This is a genomic window from Actinoplanes sp. NPDC048791 (genome assembly GCF_040650095.1).
GTDB lineage: Bacteria > Actinomycetota > Actinomycetes > Mycobacteriales > Micromonosporaceae > Actinoplanes.
In genome coordinates this window covers 1-18,416 of sequence record NZ_JBEZGQ010000052.1, presented here as the reverse complement: position 1 = coordinate 18,416, position 18,416 = coordinate 1, and the positions used below count along the sequence as shown (strand labels likewise).

Sequence of the window (18,416 nt, the reverse complement as noted above, 5' to 3'; positions counted from 1 at the left end):
GCGCGCACACCGATCCCGCGGCCGCGGCCCAGCTGCTGGGTGCGGCCCTGGCCCGGGCGCTCGACGAGGTGACCGGCGCGTCACCGGCGGAACGGATGAACCGGCGGCGCGGCCGGATCCGGAACTCGGGAGGCGGAGCATGACTGACGGCACCGGCGAAACCCTGGACCAGCTGTGCCGCCAGGTCGAACGGCTGGTCGCGAGCGTCCCCGGCCCCCTCGACCGGGTACGCGCGCAGATCGGCGAGGCGGTCCTCGAACTGCAGTGGGCGCGGCCCGGCACGGTGGCCGTGTCGGCCACCGCCTCGGTGGTCGCGACACCCGTCGCGGCGGTCGCCGGGACAGCCGGCGGACACCTGCTGCGGGCGCCCCTGGTCGGCACGTTCTTCCGGGCCGGCGAGCCCGGGGCGAAGCCGTTCATCGAGGTGGGTGACTTCGTGGAGACCGGTCAGCAGATCGGCATCCTGGAGGCGATGAAGCTGATGAACCCGATCGAGGCGGACTGCTCCGGCCGGGTCCTGGAGATCCTGCCGGGCGACGGCGAGGGGGTCGAGTACGACCAGCCGCTGGTGCTGATCGACCCGATCGGCCCGGAGTGAGAGGCGCTGCGATGTTCGGCAAGGTACTCATCGCCAACCGCGGCGAGATCGCCCTGCGGGTCGCCCGGACCTGCCGGGAGATGGGCATCAAGACCGTCGCCGTCTACTCGACCGCCGATCGCGACTCGGCCGTCGTCCGGGCCGCCGACCAGGCGATCCACATCGGACCGGCGGCGGCCAAGCACAGCTACCTGAACGCGCCGGCCGTCATCGAGGCGGCCCTGCAGGCCGGGGCCGAGGCGATCCACCCGGGCTACGGGTTCCTCTCCGAGGACGCCGACTTCGCCGAGATCTGCCGGCGCAGCGGCCTGGTGTTCATCGGTCCGCCACCGGAGGTCCTGCACCGGATGGCGGACAAGGCGTCGGCCCGCACGATGATGCAGGAGGCCGGGCTGCCCGTCCTGCCCGGCGGCCGGATCTCGCGGCCCACGGCGCAGGACGTCCGGGCGCTGGCCGACGAGGTGGGTTATCCGCTGATCATCAAGGCGTCGGCCGGGGGCGGCGGGCGCGGGATGGCGGTGGTCCGCCACCCGGGTGAGCTGCTGGCGGCGTACCGGAGCACCCGGGCCACGGCGATGGCCGTCTTCGGTGACGGCGGCCTCTACATCGAGCGCTACCTCGAGGGCGCCCGGCACATCGAGGTGCAGGTTCTCTGCGACGACCACGGCAACACCGTCGCCCTGGGCGACCGGGACTGCTCGGTGCAGCGCCGGCACCAGAAGCTGCTGGAGGAGGCTCCCGCCGGCGGCCTGCCCGACGGGATGGCGCAGGAGATGGCCGACAGCGCGGTACGCGGCGCCCGGGCCACCGGCTTCCGGGGCGCCGGCACGTTCGAGTTCCTGGTCGGCGCCGATCGCCGCTTCACCTTCATGGAGATCAACTGCCGGATCCAGGTCGAGCACCCGGTGACCGAGGCGATCACCGGCCTGGACATCGTCCGCGAGCAGCTGCGGGTGGCCGCGGGACTCCCGCTGGATCTGGACGCGCTCAGTCTGCCGCGACGCGGGGTGGCTCTGGAGGCCCGGTTGAACGCCGAGGACCCCGACCGTGGCTTCGCCCCGACGGCCGGCCTGCTCACCGAGTTCGTCCCGGCCGGTGGCCCGTTCACCCGGGTGGACTCGCACGCGTATCCCGGCTACCGGGTGGCCCCGGACTACGACTCGCTGCTGGCCAAGGTGGTCGTGTGGGCGCCGGACCGGGAGCAGGCCATCGCCCGGCTGGACCGGGCGCTGGAGGAGTTCCGGGTGGACGGCCCGGGCGTCCGGACGACCGGCGACTTTCTGCGGCAGGTCCTGCGCGATCCGCGTTTCCAGGCCGCCCGGCACACCACCGCACTGGTCGCGGAGCTTCTCGCCGAGCGCACCGACACCGCCACCTGACGATCCGGACCACGACGGGTGCGCCCGGCTGCACCATCGCGGTACAGCCGGGCGCACCCGTCACGTACTGGTCAGACCGAGTCGTCGGTCAGCACCTGCTGGTAGACGTCCCGGACCCCGGCCGACGGCTCGAGCCCCAGACTGTCCCGCAGGGTGACGCGCAACTGCTGGTACACACCCATCGCCTCGCCCCGGCGCCCGGAGCGGTGCAGGGCGATCATCAGCTCCGCGTGCAGCCACTCGTGCAGTTCGTTGGCGGCGACCAGCGACTTGAGCTCACCGATGAGCTGCCGGTGCATCCCGACCGCCAGATCCGCCTTGATGCGCAGCTCCAGCGCGTCCATCCGCTGTTCCTCCAGCCACTGCGCGTACGCACTCAGGGACGGCCCGGTCGGCACGTCGCCCAGTGGCGCCCCCCGCCACAGGAACAACGCGTCGTGCAGCAGACCGGAGGCCCGGTCGGCGTCCCCCGCCGCCAGGGCGGTGCGCCCCTGCCGGAGCAGGGTCTCGAACTGGGCGTGGTCCAGATTGTTCGGCGGGACCATGAGCGCGTATCCGGACGGCCGGGTGATGAGCAGGTCCCGGGCGTCGCCCGGCGGCACGACCGCACCGAATATCTTGCGCAGTTGGTAGATGTAGGTCTGCAGGGTGGTCAGCGCGCTGGCCGGTGGTTGTTCCTGCCACAACTCCTCGATGAGCTGCGTGGCGCTGGCGGTGCGGTTCGCGTGCAGGATCAGCAACGCCGCCACCTGGCGCAACTTCGGCGCCTTGGGCGTGACTATCGTGTGTGCGTATTCGATCTCGATAGGTCCTAAAATCCGGAAAAACACAACCTTTCTCCCCCGCCGTTTTCGTCTCCGGTTTCGCATCGACCCCGTCGCCGGCTGCGGCGACAGGGTGTTCATCCTGAACAATTGCTGAGCCGGTGGCGATCCGGTCACCGGCTCACCAGAGTGCACCCGCACCGATCAGTATCAGGGTTACCCGCGAGTTCATGAAGGCATTGACGGCGACTACTTCCTTATCAGTCCAGGCCGTATCGCCGCGCGGTGACGACCGGATGGAAAACCACTGTCGGATTCCCGGCCAAATCGAATCCCTCCGCCACGCCCTCGGCCACAAATGCATCGGCCGATGTAAATCGAGCGTCCAGTTTGACCCGGAGTTCGCCCTCCAACTGTCCGCTAGTCGATAGTAGGTATTCGCGGAATCCGTACCGGAAACGATTCCGTCCGGTCCGGCGCCAGGCGCCGATGCCGATGGCGCCGGCGTTGCTGCCGTTGAGCAGGATCCCGTCGGCCGTGAAGGCGTAGAGCGACAGGTCGCTCCACTGACCGGGGATCGTCACCTCGGCGCTCCACGGCCCCAGCGGCGACAACGCCGGCTCGGCCCGGGTGCGGTCCGCAGCCACCGCCGGAGTCGCTGCCACGGCGCCCGCGCCGAGCACACCGGCCAGGCCGGCGAAGGAAAGTGAGGCGCCCCGCAGGATCTCGCGCCGTTGCACGTTCGTCATTTCTTCTCCCTGTATCGAGCGATGGTCCGGATCGAGCGGCGATCCGGTCGTGGGAACGGGAATCAGTGATGTGTCGCGACGACCTCGTAACAGCCGTGCCGCGGTGGCGCCGCGTGTTCCTGGAATGGCCGCAACGGCGCTGTCGCGGCCCGGTGCCCGGCAGTGCGTTCCCACCGCTGGAAATCCGCCAGGCTGGCCCACTCGCTGAGCACCACCAGCCGGTCCGGTTCGTCGCGGCACCGCAGCAGCTCGTTGCCCAGCAGGCCGGCGGTGCCGGCCAGCTCACTGCTGACCCGGTGGTACGCGTCGGCGATCAACTCACCGCCGGCCTCGGTGCCGGCGGCGAGAAAGAGCAGGGCGCGCACCCGGGTGCTCATCGGGCACCGGCCCGGCCGGGAAAGCCGTGCAGGACCTGCATGGTCGCCATGGAGCCGCCCGACCGGAACGGATGCAACTGCCGGCGGTGGGCGACGTGCGCGTCACTCAATTCGAATCGGCGGAACTGCGGCTCGTCCACCCAGTCACTGATGATGTAGTAGACGGAGCTTTCATCGGTGGCTCGCATGAGCCATTGGCCGAGGTTGGCCGGATGCTCGGTTATCACATTTCCGACGGCCAGCCAGGCCTTCTCGAAATCGGCTTCCAGCCCCGGGCGGACATGCATTTTCAGGAGAATCCGAAAGGCTTCTTCCGGCATGGTGACCTCATTCATCGCAGGAGGGTCGCCGCCAGCACGTTGAGCGCGAACGCCAGCACGGCGGCGGCGGTACGGATGGTGTTCCAACGGGCCCACCGCCGGCGGGGGTCGATGTCCGACCATTCGCCGGGCAGGTGCGCCGGATCCAGCGCGATGGCCCATCGCTTGATCGGTACGTTGCGCCCGGCCGAGATCGCGATGACGCCGAGGATCAGCAGCGCCGACGCGGCGAACAGCGGCCGTACGCCGGCCGGCCCGACCGCCACCAGCGCGACGTCGCAGGCCAGGGTCGCGAGCATGCACAGCGGCTGGAAGGGCTCGTACCGGTTGGCCAGAAAGCGGTGTGTCTCCAGGTAGCGCTCGGGCGGCAGGCTCAGCAGCAACGGCACTCCACCGAGCACAGTGCCCATGAGCACGCCCGCCGCCAGGCCGTTGGCCAGCAGAGCCGCCGCGATCAGCACCGCCACTTCAGCTGCCGGACTGCCACTGGTAGAAGGTCGTGGCCATCGCGTCCTTCGGTTCTTTCCAGTCCGGGTCGAACGGCGTCATGTGCTTGCCGAGCTTGGTGTTGACGTCGGCGTACAACGGGTGACCGCGGGTCGCGTACAGCCGGTCGGCGATGTCGTCGGCCGCCTCGACCAGGTGGAAGTACAGGCCGTGGAAACGGAACAGCGTGCGGCGTGACACTCCGATCAGGTGGGGCAGTTCACCGGCGTCCGACTCGGCGAAGATCCCGGCCACCGCGTCGGCGTCGGCCGGATCCATCCGAGCCACGATCAGGGTCTGGTGCATGGTCGCTCTCTCCCCGCTCACGCGCCCGCCGCGAATCGCGGGCTCCCGGCTGCGACCGTGTCATCGCTCGATCGATGCCCACTCAAGGGCCGCTAGAGCCGACGTATACGGATCCGTCGCTGTTTCACCACCGGCGAGGATGCGTTGACAGACCGTCCTGACACCTGTCAGAGTTTTCTTACACGTGACGGGTGATGCTGTCGATAGCGCCCGGGCGCCGCTCGACGAGGGGGTTTGCCGATGTCCAGGTTTGCCGACGGGGTGCTGCGCTTCAAGGTGCCCGTTCTGCTGTTCTGGCTGGCCGCACTGGTGGCCGGCATCTTTGCGGCGGGGCAGGCCACCGACCGCCTCTCCCGGGACTTCTCGTTCCCCGGGGCCCGCGGCTACGAGGCCAACGTGTCGATCCTGCGGGAGTACGGCAACGGGGGCTCGGGGAGTCCGCTGGTGACCGTCGTGACACTGCCGGGAGACACCACAGTCGACGATCCCGCTGTACGGGACGGGCTGCGCGAGGCGTACGCGAAGTTGGACGCGAGCGGGCAACTGCGCTCGGTGGCGTACCCGGTCACCGACGACCGGCGGCTGATCTCCCCGGACGGCCGTACGCTGCTGGGCCTGGTCTTCAAGCCCTTCTACGGCGAGCGTTCCGCCGGGCCGGACCTGGTCCCGACGGTCACCGGGGCACTCACCGCGGGCCTGCCCGCCGGCACCACCGTGCAGGTCACCGGGATCGACGCGCTCAGCGCGCAGGCCGCGGACTCCGAGGTCAGCACCGGCGTCCTGGTGGAGACCATGATCGGGGCGATCGGCGCGCTGGTGGTGCTCCTCTTCGTCTTCCGCTCCTTCCTCGCGCTGCTGCCGCTGCTGCTCGCCGCCGTCTCGATCCTCACCACCTTCCTGCTGGTCTGGGGCCTGACCGGGATCACCCAGGTCAACTTCCTGGTGCAGTACCTGATCGCCCTGATCGGACTCGGCGTGGCGATCGACTACGCCCTGCTGATCGTGAACCGCTGGCGGGAGGAACGCGGCAACGGCCTGGACAGCCGGGAGGCCACCGTCCGCGCGATGTCGACCGCCGGTTCCGCGGTGCTGTTCAGTGCCACCGCGGTCGGGTTCGGCCTGCTGGTGCTCGTCTTCCTGCCGGTGCCGTTCCTGCGCAGCGTCGGCTACGGCGGGCTGCTGATCCCGGTGGTCAGCGCGCTGGTCAACCTGACGCTGCTGCCGGTCCTGCTGGCCACCGTCGGCGAGCGCCTGGACTGGCCGCGGCGAGCCGCCCGGCACACCCGCAGCCGGCTCTGGGCCGGCTGGGCCGCGCTCGTCTACCGCAGGCGGTGGCTCGCCACGTTCATCGCGCTGGCGCTGCTCGTACCGCTGTGCGTCGCCGCCTTCGGCACCCGGATCGGCAGCCCGCCCGCCGACGCCCTGACCCCGTCCGGGCCCGCCTACCAGGGACTCGTCCAGCTGCGGTCGGCGGATCTGCCGGACGGTTCGCTGACGCCGATCGAGATCCGCACCGGCTCACCGGCCGAGGCACAGCGCGTCGCCGACCGGGTCGCCGCCCTGCCCGGCATCCGGACCGCCACGGCCCCGGCCGGGCCGGCCTGGACCCGGCCCGGCTCGGCCCTGGTGACCGTCATCCCCGATGCGGAGACCAGTACGGCCACCGGCAAGCGGACCGTCGAACGGGTCCGCGGCGTGGTGGACGCGGAGTTCCCGGCCGCGCAGGTCGGCGGCACCGGCGCCCAGGAGATCGACGCCACCTCGTCGCTCTACCGGTACTTCCCGCTCATGCTGGCGGTGATCGCCCTGATCACCTTCCTGGTGCTGATCCGCGCCTTCCGGTCGGTGCTGCTGGCCCTGCAGGCCATCCTGCTGAACCTGTTGTCCCTGGCCGCGGCGTACGGCGCCCTGGTGCTCATCTGGCAGGAGGGCTACGGCTCCCAGCTCTGGGACTCGCCCGCGACCGGTTCGATCACCATGTGGGTACCACTGATGACCTTCGCGTTCCTGTTCGGACTGTCGATGGACTACGAGGTCTTCCTGCTGACCCGCATCCGCGAGGAGTACGACCGGACCGGCGACGGGCGCACGGCCGTGGTCGAGGGGCTGAGCCGGATCGGCCGGCTGGTCACCAGCGCCGCGCTGATCCTGTTCCTGGCCTTCGCCTCGATGGCGATCCTGCCGGACGTGAACATCAAGATCATGGCTTCCGGCCTGGGCATCGGCATCCTGCTCGACGCGACCCTGCTGCGCGCCCTGCTGGTGCCCGCGCTGATCTCGATCTCCGGCCGGCACACCTGGTGGGTGCCGAGGTGGCTGGAACGCGCCTTGCTGATCCGGCCCCGCCCCGTCCCGCCGGCCACGCCCGCACCAGCCGGGACCGTCCCGCGCGGCGATCATCTCGCGGAGGAACTGACCACCCGCTGAACCGCCCGGGACACGTCCACGACGAACGGAAGGTGTCATCGTGCGGTTCAACCTGCTCGGTCCGCTCGAGGTGCTCGACGATCAGGGACGCCCGGTGCCGCTGGCGCCGAAACCGGGTCAGCTGCTCGCTCTGCTGCTCATCGACGCGGGCCGGGTGATTCCCACGGAGGCACTGATCGGCGAGCTCTGGGGTGACGCTGTGCCCGCCTCGGCCCGGACCATCGTGCAGACCTACGTCTACCAGCTCCGCAAGTCCCTGGGTGGCGGGTCGCACGCCAGTCCGCGGTTGCGCACCAGCCAGTCCGGCTATCTGGTCCGGATCGACGACGACATCCTCGATCTGTACGAGTTCGACCGTCTCACCACCTCGGGGCAACGGCTGCTCTCCCGCGGCGACGCCCTCAGCGCGACAGCCGAGCTGAGGGCAGCCCTGGAGCTGTGGCGCGGGCCGGTGTTGAGCGGCGTCAGCGCCGGGCCGGTCCTGAGCCGGCATCGGTTGCGGCTGGAGGAGAACCGCTTCAACGCGATCGAGATGCGGATCGAGGCCGACCTGCAGCTCGGCCGGCACCACGAGCTGATCGGCGAGCTGAAGAGCCTGACCGCCACGGAGTCGCACAACGAGCTCCTGCACGCCCAGCTGATCCGGGCGCTGCGCCGCGCCGGGCGCCGGGGCGAGGCACTCGCGGTGTACCAACGGCTGGAACGCGGCCTGGCCGAGACCTTCGAGATCCTGCCGTCGGCCGCCCTGCGCCGGCTGCACGCCGATCTGCTCCAGGCGGATCTGGGTGGATCCACCACCGAACCTCAAGCCGCCGTCGAGTGACCACGGACAGGATGCCGGTCATCGACATCGGGGTGCCCTGCCCCGCGACGACCACGAGGAGGACCGTCCGATGGAGACAAGGACAGCGCCGACACCAGCAGTGCGGCCGCTGCTGGAGCTGAGCACGGCGTTCTGGCGGGCGAAGGTGGTGCTGACCGGCGTCGAGCTGGGACTGTTCACCGCGCTCGCCGACGGCCCGGCCGGCCCGGCGCAGATCTGCGAACGGCTCGGGCTCAACGGGCGCGCAGTCGAGGAGTATCTCGACTCGCTCACTTCCCTGGGCATGCTCGAGCGCACGGCCCAGGGCTACCGCAACAGCGCGGCCGCGGATGCGTATCTGGTCGAAGGCCGGCCCGGCTACCTCGGCGGCTGGATGCGGATGACCAGCAGCCGGCTGTACGAGGCGTGGAGCCGGCTGCCGGACGGCCTGCGTACGGGTGAGCCGCAGCTGACCGGGCCGATGAGCGACAACTTCTTCCCGAACCTCTACCAGGATCTCGACGCCCTGCGCAGGTTCATCTCCGGCATGGACTCGCTGACCAACCTGATCGGCCCGGACCTGGCCGGCGCGTTCGACTGGAGTGCCACCGAGACGTTCATCGACATCGGCGGGGCCCGCGGCAACCTGGCTTCCGTACTCGCCCAGGCGCACCCGCACCTGCGCGGCGGGGTCTTCGACCTGCCGCACCTGAAGCCGTTGTTCGAGGAGCTGACCAGCGAACGCGGGGTGGCCGACCGGCTGCAGTTCCACTCCGGCGATTTCTTCGCCGACCCGCTGCCCGAGGCCGACGTGCTGGTGTTCGGCCACATCCTGCACGACTGGAACGACGAGCAGCGGCGGAGCCTGCTGGACCGGGCCTTCCAGTCGGTCCGGCCCGGTGGTGCGGTCCTGATCTACGACAGGATGATCGACGATGCCGCCGGCGCCCGCACCCTGAGCCTGCTGGGCAGCGTGAACCTGCTGCTGGTGACGCCGGGCGGCTCGGAGTACCGGGTCTCGGACTGCCGTGACTGGCTGCACGCCGCGGGTTTCGACCGGACCGCGTCGGTGCCGCTGCTCGAGGACACCGAGACCGTGGTGATCGGGCGCAAGCCGGTCGCCTGACCACGGACGACGGGGCCCGGTCGCGTCGCGACCGGGCCCCGGGCCGTCCGGCTACCAGCGCACCGGCAGGGCGGCGGGACGGCTGAACGCCATCCCGCCGATCCAGCGCAGCTCGGCGTGCGGGTCCAGGTGGACGTCCGGGAACCGGGCCAGCAGCCGGGTGATCGCCACCGCGAGCTCCATCCGGCCCAGCTGTGCGCCGATGCAGTGGTGCACGCCGTGCCCGAACGCCAGGTGCGGATTGTGCTGCCGCGTCACGTCGAGCTGCTCTGGGCAGGCGAAGACCTCCTCGTCCCGGTTCGCCGACTGCGCCGAGGCCAGCACCGCCTCCCCGGCCCGGACCGTCACCCCGGCCAGCTCGACGTCCTCGGTCGCGACCCGCAACGCGCTGGCCCCGCTGCCCGCGGTGGAGAACCGCAGCAGTTCCTCGACCGCGGGTTCGATCAGGGCCGGGTCGTCGCGCAGGACAGCGAGCTGGTCCGGACGGCTCATCAGGTGCAGCAGGGCATGGATCAGTTCGCCCGCGGTCGCGTGGTATCCGGCCACCAGCAGCGTGTGCCCGAACGCCAGCAGCTCCTCGTGGCTGAGCCGGTCGTCGTCCTCCGCCGCCCGGATGAGCACCGTCAGCAGATCGTCGGCGGGCTGCTCACGGCGGGCCACGATCAGCTCGGACAGGTAGGCGTTGAGATTGCGGCGCGCGGCGAGCACGTCGGCCGGCGCATGGGCGGTGATGCTGAGCATCACGTCCGTCCAGCCCCGGAACTTCTCGGTGTCCTCGTACGGGACGCCGAGCAGCTCGCAGATCACCCGGATGGGCAGCGGCAGGGCCAGGCCGGCCACCAGGTCACCCGGCTGTCCCGTCGCCTCCAGCTCGTCCAGCAGGCTGTCGGTGAGCTCCTCGACACCTTTGCGCATGGCAGCGATCCGGCGGGCGCCGAACGCGGGCGTGACCAGCCGGCGTACCCGGGTGTGTTCGGGCGGATCCATCGAGAAGATCGACTTGGAGTTCGCCGCCACCGGCAGGATGCGGGGCGCGCCCTCGACGGTCGTCGCCGCCTTGCTGAGCCGGGGATCGGCGAGCGCGGCCCGGGCGTCCGCATAGCGGGTCACCAGCCAGGCCTGATGGCCGCTGGGCAGTTCGATCCGCGCCGCGGGGCACTCGGTGCGCAGCCGCGCCAGCTCCGGTGCGGGCTCGAGCGGATCCGGGCCACGCAGGGGGAAACGCAGGATGGGCTCGGCCATGATCTGTCCCTTCACACGACGGCATTCGGCCCAGCGTGCGGTGCCGCACTCGACGGCTCCTCGGACGGCGCTCGAACCAGACGCGGCCCGGACCGCTCCAGCCGGTGTCGAGTGCTCCTCGACCACGCCTCGACGGCGTCGGCAGAGCATCTGGCCGCAGAGGAAATCGATGACGAGTGGGAGAAGAGGTGTCGGATGGCCGGCATTGTCGGATGGCTGGACTTCGACCGGGACCTGTCGAACCGCCGCGACGTGGTGCGCGCGATGGCCGGCGCCGTCGCCAACCGTGGCCCGGACGGCGAGTCGGTCTGGGCGGGCGGTCCCGTGGCGCTGGGGCATCGGCGGATCGCCGGTGAGGACCCGGAGGGCCAGCAGCCGTACTGCGTCAGCGCGGACGGCCGTCCGGTCGTCGCGATCACGTTCGACGGCGAGTTGTTCAACGCCACGGCCCTGCGCGGGCAGCTGCTGGCCCGCGGGTGCGTGCTGCGCGGCGGCGGCACCGCGGAGCTGGTGGCGCAGGCGTACCTGATCTTCGGCGACCGGGTGGCCGAGCAGCTGGACGGCATCTTCGCCTTCGCGTTGTGGGACGCCCGGCAGGAGCGGTTGCTGCTGGTCCGCGACCGGATCGGGATCAAGCCGCTGTACTACCAGATGGTCGGCGGCGGCGTCGTGTTCGGCTCCGAGCCGAAGGCGATCTTCGCCCATCCGCTGACGCCGGCCGCGGTCGACGAGGACGGTCTGCGCGAGGTCATCGGCTTCGCCGGCACCCCGGGCCACGCGGTCTTCCGCAACATGCACAAGGTGCCGGGCGGCAGTGTGACGACCGTGCACCGCCGGGGTGTCACCACCCGGGCCTTCTGGCAGCTGGAGGCCCGCGAGCACACCGAGGACCTGGACGGCACCGTCGACCGGGTGCACGGCCTGCTGGAAGAGGCGATCGCCAAGCGCCTGACCGACGACCCGGCGCTGGCCATCATGCTGTCCGGAGGCCTGGACTCGAGCCTGGTCACGGCCCTGGCCACCCGCATCGCCCGGGAGCGGGGCAACGGTCAGCTCCGCACCATCTCGGTGGACTTCGCCACCCACGCGCGCAACGCCGAACGCGCCGACGGCAACGCGGACGCCAGCTTCGCCGCCGTGGTCGCCGAGCACCTCGGCACCGACCACACCGACATCGAGCTCGACCGCGACGAGCTGTGGGACCCGGTCACCCGGGACGCCGCGATGCGGGCGATGCCGGACGTGCCGCTGCCGGTGGGCGAGATGAGCAACTCGATCCACATGTTCTTCGAGGCGGTCGGCCGGCGCGCGGACATCACCATGATGGGCGAGTGGTCGGACACGATCTTCGGCGAGTTCCTGCACATCGACAAGCCGGAGGTGGTGGCGGCCGAGACGCTGCCGTGGGTGGCCGCGGGCCAGTACTTCGTGCGCAACTCCGGCATCGGTACCGGCCTGTTCGACACCGATCTGCTCAAGCGGCTGGACATCCCGGGCTACTGCGCCGACCAGTACCGCACCCAGCTGGCCAAGGTGCCGCACGTGGCCGGCGCCGACCCGCAGGAACGCCGGATGCGCGAGATCTGCTACCTGTACCTGCAGGGGTGGATGGAGATGGGGCTCGCGCAGGACGACGGGCTCACCGCCAACAACGGGCTGCGCCTGCGCGTGCCGTTCGTCGAGCCGGAGCTCGTGCAGTACGCCTTCAACATGCCGTGGGCACTCAAGACCCACGGCGGGCGGTCGAAGAGCATCCTGCGCCGGCTGGGCCGGCAGGTGCTGCCGGACGAGATCCTGGACCGGCCGAAGAACCCCTTCCCGAGTACGCCGGACGTCCGGCACGCCGAGGCCCTGCGGGACGCTCTGCAGGAGGTGCTGGCCGACCGGGAAGCGCCGATCGCGCCGTACCTGAACCGGGAGGCCGCAACCGCCCAGCTCGCCGACCTGGACCGGCTGGCCGGTGGCTGGCAGGGCCGCGCCGACATCGAGATGATGCTGCAGACCAACGCCTGGCTGGCCCGGTACGGCATCCGTGTCCTGCTCTGAACCTTGCTCCCCCGCTGCTGCCGCGGGCCGGGTGCGACCGGGTCACCGATCGCACCGGGCCCGCGGCGGTGGGGCGCGCGCATGGCTCGCGGAGTGTCGGCGGCCCTATACTCTCGGTTGGTCGACCGAACGGGCGAGGTGAGTGGAGCGAAGCGATGGCACAGGCCGTCCGCTGGACGCGTCCGGTGAGCGTGATCTGTCCGGCGAGCAGTTGCTGAACGTGCTGGCTGCCCTGGCGAACCCGCACCGGCTGCGGATCATCGCCGCCCTCAACGAGGGCCGCAACTACGTCAGCGAACTGGCCCGCGTCCTGGGCATGAGCCGTCCGCTGCTCCACATGCACCTGCAACGCCTGGAAGCAGTCGGCCTCGTCACGGGGTCACTGGAGCTCTCCGACGACGGCAAGGCGATGCGTTTCTACGACGTCGCGCCGTTCCTGCTGCGGCTGGATCCCGCGCGGGTCGCCGAGGCGGCCAAGACGCTGGACGATCCCAAGGACAGCACGGGAAAGGAACAGGCGTGACGGACACCGTCGGAACAGTGGCACAGCTGGCCGGACTGGTGGTGGTCGCCGGCATCTTCGCGATCCTGCTGCTCATCATCCACCAGACGTTCGTGTCGCGGCGCAACCGCGAGGACCAGACCCGCGACGAGCGGTACCGCACGGCGCTCGCCGAGGCGACCGCCGCCCAGCAACGCACCGAGGAACGCCTGGGCGACGTGAGCGCCCGCCTCGCCGAAGTGGAGAAGCTGCTGCGCGACGTCGGGTGAGCCCCGGCGGTCCACTGACGGAGCTGACTGTTCGACTTCGAAGATCGTCTGTTCGGCCGTACCCGTTGCGTTGATCCCTTTGATTGGGTCGGACGTCCCCTGTCGTCCGTCCCGGAAAAGGTCTTCATGCGCACAATGGCGCCGTTGCACCGCAAGCGAGTCGTCCGGGCGGCCTTCGGTGTGGCGGTGATCCTGCTCTCGACGCTGACCCTGGCACAGGCGGACGCGACGATGAGTGCCAGCGCGGCGGCCACCGTGCAGCCCGGCACCTTCTCCGGCAAGGCTTTCGACGCCTGCACGGCACCCTCCAGCGCGAACATGGCGGCGTGGCGCAAAGCCTCGCCGTACCGCGGGATCGGCATCTACATCGGCGGCAACAACCGCGGCTGCACCCAGAAGAACCTCACCGCCGGCTGGGTACGCACCCAGGTCGCGGCCGGCTGGCACCTGATCCCGCTGTACGTCGGCCCGCAGGCGTCCTGCACGACGACCAAGAAGAAGAACCTCATCAGCAACACGAAAGCGGCCGCGCAGGGAGCCACCGCCGCGCAGGACGCCGTGGTGCAGGCCCGCGCGCTCGGCCTGGCCGCGCAGAGCGTGCTGATCTACGACATGGAGGCGTACCGGACGGACGACGCCGCCTGCCGCAAGGGTGTGCTGGCCTTCATGGGCGCCTGGACGGCCAAGCTGCACGACCTGGGCTACCTGTCCGGCTTCTACAGCAGCATGGGTTCCGGCGTGGCCGACCAGGTCGCCAACTACGCCGCCCCCGGCTACGTACGCCCCGACTACCTCGACTTCGCCCGCTGGGACAAGGTCGCCACGCTGACCGACACGGGCCTGCCCGCCACCCACTGGTCCCCGCACCGCCGGATGAAGCAGTACCAGGGCGACCACAAGGAGACCTGGGGCGGCGTCACCATCAACATCGACAGCAACCTGGTCGACTTCGCCCCGCTGCCCGCCGCGAAACTGGCCGACCACAACGGCAACGGCTGGTCCGACGTCCTGGCCCGGACGTCCAGCACCGGCAACCTGTTCCTGTACCCGGGCAACGGCACGTACGCCGACGAGAAGACCCGCAAGAAGCTCGGCAGCGGCTGGAAGGCGATGAACTCGATCGTCCGGATCGGCGACCTCAACCGCGACGGCTACCCCGACGTGGTGGCCCGGGTGGCCGCCAACGGCTACCTGTACTTCTATCCGGGCCGCAGCAGCGGCAGCCTCGGCACGCGCAAACTGCTGTCCAAGGACTTCAAGAAGATGCGCGAGATCACCGCGATCGGCGACCTGAACAAGGACGGCTACCCGGACCTGGTGGCGGCCCAGACCAGCAACCACAACCTGTACCTCTATCCGGGGGTGAAGGGCACGAAGCTGGCCGGCCGCAAACTGATCGCCAAGGGCGGCTGGGACCAGCGCAACGAACTGACCGGCGTGGGCGACTTCAACCGCGACGGCCACCCGGACCTGATGGTCCGCCAGGGCAAGGCGGGCCAGCTGTTCCTGTACCCGGGGCGCAAGGGGTCGCTGGGTGCGAGGAAGCAGCTCGGGACGGGGTGGAACAACAAGCGGGACCTGCTCGGGGTGGGCGACTTCGACCGGGACGGGTATACGGATCTGGTGGCGGTGCTCAAGACGCCGGGAAGCTTGATGCTCTACCGGGGTACGGGGAGCGGGCTGCGGCCGGGCCTGCGGGTGGCGACCGGCTACAAGGGACGGTCACCGCTCTTCTGAGCTGGTTTACCGGCGCTTGAGCCTCTCGGCGGCGGTGCGACGGATACGTTTGGTGCGGCCTGTCCGGCTGAGCCGGGAGATCACGTCGCGCTCCGGGGAGGATTCGGCGAGACGTAGCTGGAGCCAGTCGGACCATTCCTGCTCGATTCCCTTCTGTAGCGAAGGCGCCAGCGGCCGGGTCTCCAGCACCGGCAGTTCGGCCGCCCGGCGGGCAGCGAACTGCCGCTGTATGTCGCCGGTCAGTCCGTCGACCCACCGCTGCCGGTCGGCCTGCGGAACCACTTCGAGCTTCCTCAGCACGACGCTCAGCGCGACGTTGAGGTCCGGCTCGAGGCCGACAGCCTCAAGCAGCAGGTCGGCGCAGTCGTCGGAGTTGACCGCCTGCGCATAGACCTGCCACCGGTCGTGCTCGTCCTGCACGTCGGTCACCGTGACACCGACCCGCGCCGCAAGGGATACAAGCAGCTCCTGCATCCGAAAGATTGAATCGGAGAAACTCCTGCCGGTCCATCGAGTCCGGCCCAGGTGGTACCGCCGACCAGCTGGTCGCGGATACCGCTCGTCCTGTGGCCGGGACGGCCCTACGCTGGCCGCATGACGGAGCCTGCAAGCGGCCGGATGCCCGACCGCCCGACCCTCGACGGACTGGAAGACAAGTGGGCCTCCCATTGGGAGGCCGAGGGGACCTACCGGTTCGACCGGTCGGTAGCCGAGCGGGCCAACGTGTACGCGATCGACACCCCGCCGCCGACCGTTTCCGGTGAGCTGCACATGGGGCACGTCTTCTCCTACACCCACACCGACACCGTCGCGCGGTTCCAGCGGATGCGGGGCAAGGCCGTCTTCTATCCGATGGGCTGGGACGACAACGGGCTGCCGACCGAGCGCCGGGTGCAGAACGTCTACGGCGTCTACTGCGACCCTTCACTGCCGTACGACCCGCAGTGGCAGCCGCCCGCCGCGCCGCCCAAGCAGCCGCTGCCGGTTTCGCGGCGTAACTTCGTCGAGCTGTGCGGCCGGTTGACCGTCGAGGACGAGAAGGTCTTCGAGGCGTTGTGGCGGCGGCTCGGGTTGTCGGTCGACTGGGCGCTGACCTACACGACCATCGGCGCGCGGGCGCAGGCCGTCTCGCAGCGGGCGTTCCTCGACAACCTGGCCCGGGGTGAGGCGTACACGTCGGAGGCGCCGACGTTGTGGGACGTCGGGTTCCGTACCGCTGTCGCGCAGGCCGAGATCGAGGACCGGGAGCGGCCCGGGGCGTACCACCGGTTGCGTTTTCACGGCCCGGACGGGCCGGTCGAGGTCGACACGACCCGCCCGGAGCTGCTGCCCGCCTGCGTCGCGCTGGTCTGCCCGCCGGGGCATCCGCTGGCCGGCACCACCGTGCGCACCCCGCTGTTCGACGTCGAGGTGCCGGTGCACGCTCACCCGCTGGCCGAGGCGGACAAGGGCACCGGCGTCGCGATGGTCTGCACCTTCGGCGACCTGACCGACGTCATCTGGTGGCGCGACCTGCAGCTGGAGACCCGGGTGGTGCTCGGCCGCGACGGCCGTTTCCTGGCCGACCGGCCGCCGGGCGTCCCGGCCGCGGCGTACGCGCAGTTCGCCGGGCTCACCGTCAACGCCGCCCGCCGCGAGATGGTCCGGCTGCTCACCGAGACGGGTGACCTGCTGGGCGAGCCGCGGCCGATCACCCATCCGGTCAAGTTCTACGAGCGGGGCGACTCGCCGCTGGAGATCGTCACGAGCCGGCAGTGGTTCATCCGCAACGGCGGGCGTGACGCTCAGTTGCGGGACGAGCTGGTGGCCCGCGGCGACGAGCTGACCTGGATCCCGCCGCACATGCGGCACCGCTACGACCACTGGGTCAACGGCCTGACCGGGGACTGGCTGGTCAGCCGGCAGCGGTTCTTCGGTGTGCCCGTGCCCATCTGGTACCGGCTCGACAACGCTGGCGAGCCGGACCACGACAAGCTTCTCATACCGGATGTTTCAGCGCTGCCGGTCGACCCTTCCTCGGAGTGTCCGCCCGGCTTCACCGAGGAGCAGCGCGACGTGCCCGGTGGCTTCACCGCCGACCCGGACGTCATGGACACCTGGGCCACCTCGTCTTTGACCCCGCAGATCGTCGGCGGCTGGGGCAGCGACGAGGACCTCTTCCGGCGCGTCTTCCCGATGGATCTGCGGCCGCAGGGCCAGGAGATCATCCGGACCTGGCTGTTCTACTCGATCGTCCGGTCGCACGCCGCGCACGGCACGCTGCCGTGGCGCACCGCCGTGCTCTCCGGCTGGATCCTCGACCCCGACCGCAAGAAGATGTCCAAGTCCAAGGGCAACGTCGTGACGCCGATGGACCTGCTGGTGCAGAACGGCGCCGACGCGGTGCGTTACTGGGCCGCCAACGGGCGTCCCGGCGCCGACCTGGCGTTCGACCCGGCGCAGATCAAGGTCGGCCGGCGGCTCGCCACCAAACTGCTCAACGCGTCCAAGTTCGCCCTCGGGCTGGGTGCCGCGGACGCGCTGCGGCGGCCGGTCACCGCGGACCTGGACCGGGCGGTGCTCGCCCGGTTGGCCGAGGTCGTGCAGGCGGCCACGGCGGCGTTCGACGCGTACGACCACACGACCGCGTTGCAGGTGAGCGAGGCGTTCTTCTGGACCTTCTGCGACGACTACATCGAGCTGGTCAAGGACCGGGCGTACGCCGAGGGGCCGGGCGGCGACTCGGCCCGGGCCACGCTGGCGGCCGGGCTGTCCGTGCTGCTGCGGCTGTTCGCGCCGTTCCTGCCGTACGCGACCGAGGAGATCTGGTCGTGGTGGCGCTACGGCTCGGTGCACACCTCGACGTGGCCGACGACGTACGAGCTGACCCGGGTCGCGCCCGGCGGCGATGCCACCCTGCTCGACCTGGCCGGGGACGCTCTGCGTCAGGTCCGCCGGGCCAAGTCGGACCGCAAGTTGTCGATGAAGGCGGACGTGCCGCTCGCCGAGGCCCTGGGCCCGGCGGAGGTGCTGGACCGGCTCGCGCTGGTCGAGGACGACCTCAAGGCCGCGGGCCGGATCGCCAAGCTGGACCTGCTGCCCGGCCGGACCACGGAACTGGTGATCGCCAGCGCTTTCTGAGAGCCGGCACCGGGGGCGCCACCGACACGGCAGCATAGGGGTCATGTCGATCCCGCCCGACGAGGTCGCGCCGCCGGCCGCACCGAGGCTGTTGACGGACACTTTGCGTCCCGCGAGCTGGGCCGGCCGGGTGATGCCGGATTTCGCCGAGGCCACCACCGCATTG

At 70.5% G+C, this 18,416-nt stretch carries 18 protein-coding genes; 10 read left to right on the top strand and 8 right to left on the bottom strand.

Annotated elements, in window-relative coordinates; translation table 11 throughout:
* Positions 1-139 precede the first annotated feature (139 nt).
* Together AB0C29_RS06815 and AB0C29_RS06810 are read left to right on the top strand one after the other, a co-directional pair.
* Complete coding sequence (locus AB0C29_RS06815; protein ID WP_360816210.1) at positions 140-598, top strand: biotin/lipoyl-containing protein; 459 nt, start codon at positions 140-142, stop codon at positions 596-598.
* A gap of 11 nt (positions 599-609) precedes the next feature.
* Positions 610-1,977, top strand: coding sequence for a biotin carboxylase N-terminal domain-containing protein (locus AB0C29_RS06810; protein ID WP_360816208.1), 1,368 nt, complete (start codon positions 610-612; stop codon positions 1,975-1,977).
* Between the two features lie 71 nt (positions 1,978-2,048).
* On the opposite strand, the gene AB0C29_RS06805 is transcribed toward AB0C29_RS06810, so the two are convergent.
* The 6 genes from AB0C29_RS06805 to AB0C29_RS06780 form a co-directional block, all read right to left on the bottom strand.
* Positions 2,049-2,735 carry an AfsR/SARP family transcriptional regulator gene (locus AB0C29_RS06805; RefSeq protein ID WP_360816205.1) on the bottom strand — a complete coding sequence of 229 codons (687 nt, stop codon included), beginning with the start codon at positions 2,733-2,735 and terminating at the stop codon, positions 2,049-2,051.
* 266 nt (positions 2,736-3,001) lie between these two features.
* Positions 3,002-3,481, bottom strand: coding sequence for a hypothetical protein (locus tag AB0C29_RS06800; RefSeq protein ID WP_360816202.1), 480 nt, complete (start codon positions 3,479-3,481; stop codon positions 3,002-3,004).
* Between the two features lie 71 nt (positions 3,482-3,552).
* Entirely contained in the window at positions 3,553-3,867 is a 315-nt protein-coding gene (locus AB0C29_RS06795) for an antibiotic biosynthesis monooxygenase (protein ID WP_360816199.1), read from the bottom strand.
* Positions 3,864-4,202 (bottom strand): antibiotic biosynthesis monooxygenase family protein, encoded by a 339-nt coding sequence (locus AB0C29_RS06790; RefSeq protein WP_360816196.1) that lies wholly within the window; start codon positions 4,200-4,202, stop codon positions 3,864-3,866. The genes AB0C29_RS06795 and AB0C29_RS06790 overlap by 4 nt, the downstream gene beginning before the upstream one ends.
* The gene (locus AB0C29_RS06785) at positions 4,199-4,654 is read right to left on the bottom strand and encodes a DUF1772 domain-containing protein (protein ID WP_360816193.1); all 456 of its coding nucleotides are present in this window, start codon (positions 4,652-4,654) and stop codon (positions 4,199-4,201) included. The genes AB0C29_RS06790 and AB0C29_RS06785 overlap by 4 nt, the downstream gene beginning before the upstream one ends.
* A gap of 1 nt (position 4,655) precedes the next feature.
* Positions 4,656-4,979 carry a TcmI family type II polyketide cyclase gene (locus AB0C29_RS06780; RefSeq protein WP_360816191.1) on the bottom strand — a complete coding sequence of 108 codons (324 nt, stop codon included), beginning with the start codon at positions 4,977-4,979 and terminating at the stop codon, positions 4,656-4,658.
* 240 nt (positions 4,980-5,219) lie between these two features.
* On the opposite strand from AB0C29_RS06780, the gene AB0C29_RS06775 reads away from it, so the two are divergent.
* The 3 genes from AB0C29_RS06775 to AB0C29_RS06765 all read left to right on the top strand — a co-directional run bounded on the left by AB0C29_RS06775 (position 5,220) and on the right by AB0C29_RS06765 (position 9,334).
* On the top strand, positions 5,220-7,406 hold the full coding sequence (locus AB0C29_RS06775; protein ID WP_360816188.1) for an MMPL family transporter: 2,187 nt from the start codon (positions 5,220-5,222) through the stop codon (positions 7,404-7,406).
* A gap of 40 nt (positions 7,407-7,446) precedes the next feature.
* Positions 7,447-8,229, top strand: coding sequence for an AfsR/SARP family transcriptional regulator (locus tag AB0C29_RS06770; protein ID WP_360816185.1), 783 nt, complete (start codon positions 7,447-7,449; stop codon positions 8,227-8,229).
* Positions 8,230-8,299: 70 nt separating this feature from the next.
* A complete protein-coding gene (locus AB0C29_RS06765; protein WP_360816182.1) occupies positions 8,300-9,334 on the top strand; it encodes a methyltransferase in 1,035 nt (344 codons plus the stop codon).
* 51 nt (positions 9,335-9,385) lie between these two features.
* Here AB0C29_RS06765 and AB0C29_RS06760 read toward each other — a convergent pair whose 3' ends face one another.
* Positions 9,386-10,576, bottom strand: coding sequence for a cytochrome P450 (locus tag AB0C29_RS06760; protein ID WP_360816179.1), 1,191 nt, complete (start codon positions 10,574-10,576; stop codon positions 9,386-9,388).
* 195 nt (positions 10,577-10,771) lie between these two features.
* Here AB0C29_RS06760 and asnB point away from each other — a divergent pair, with 195 nt between their 5' ends.
* The 4 genes from asnB to AB0C29_RS06740 all read left to right on the top strand — a co-directional run bounded on the left by asnB (position 10,772) and on the right by AB0C29_RS06740 (position 15,130).
* Positions 10,772-12,622: an asparagine synthase (glutamine-hydrolyzing) gene (asnB, locus tag AB0C29_RS06755; RefSeq protein WP_360816176.1), complete on the top strand. Its 1,851-nt coding sequence runs from the start codon at positions 10,772-10,774 to the stop codon at positions 12,620-12,622.
* Positions 12,623-12,764: 142 nt separating this feature from the next.
* Complete coding sequence (locus tag AB0C29_RS06750) at positions 12,765-13,145, top strand: winged helix-turn-helix domain-containing protein (protein ID WP_360816173.1); 381 nt, start codon at positions 12,765-12,767, stop codon at positions 13,143-13,145.
* Positions 13,142-13,393 carry a hypothetical protein gene (locus AB0C29_RS06745; RefSeq protein WP_360816170.1) on the top strand — a complete coding sequence of 84 codons (252 nt, stop codon included), beginning with the start codon at positions 13,142-13,144 and terminating at the stop codon, positions 13,391-13,393. The genes AB0C29_RS06750 and AB0C29_RS06745 overlap by 4 nt, the downstream gene beginning before the upstream one ends.
* A gap of 144 nt (positions 13,394-13,537) precedes the next feature.
* Entirely contained in the window at positions 13,538-15,130 is a 1,593-nt protein-coding gene (locus AB0C29_RS06740; protein ID WP_360816167.1) for a glycoside hydrolase domain-containing protein, read from the top strand.
* A gap of 6 nt (positions 15,131-15,136) precedes the next feature.
* On the opposite strand, the gene AB0C29_RS06735 is transcribed toward AB0C29_RS06740, so the two are convergent.
* Positions 15,137-15,604, bottom strand: coding sequence for a hypothetical protein (locus AB0C29_RS06735; protein ID WP_360816164.1), 468 nt, complete (start codon positions 15,602-15,604; stop codon positions 15,137-15,139).
* A gap of 120 nt (positions 15,605-15,724) precedes the next feature.
* On the opposite strand from AB0C29_RS06735, the gene valS reads away from it, so the two are divergent.
* Positions 15,725-18,250: a valine--tRNA ligase gene (gene valS, locus AB0C29_RS06730; protein WP_360816161.1), complete on the top strand. Its 2,526-nt coding sequence runs from the start codon at positions 15,725-15,727 to the stop codon at positions 18,248-18,250.
* The last annotated feature ends 166 nt before the right edge of the window (positions 18,251-18,416 follow it).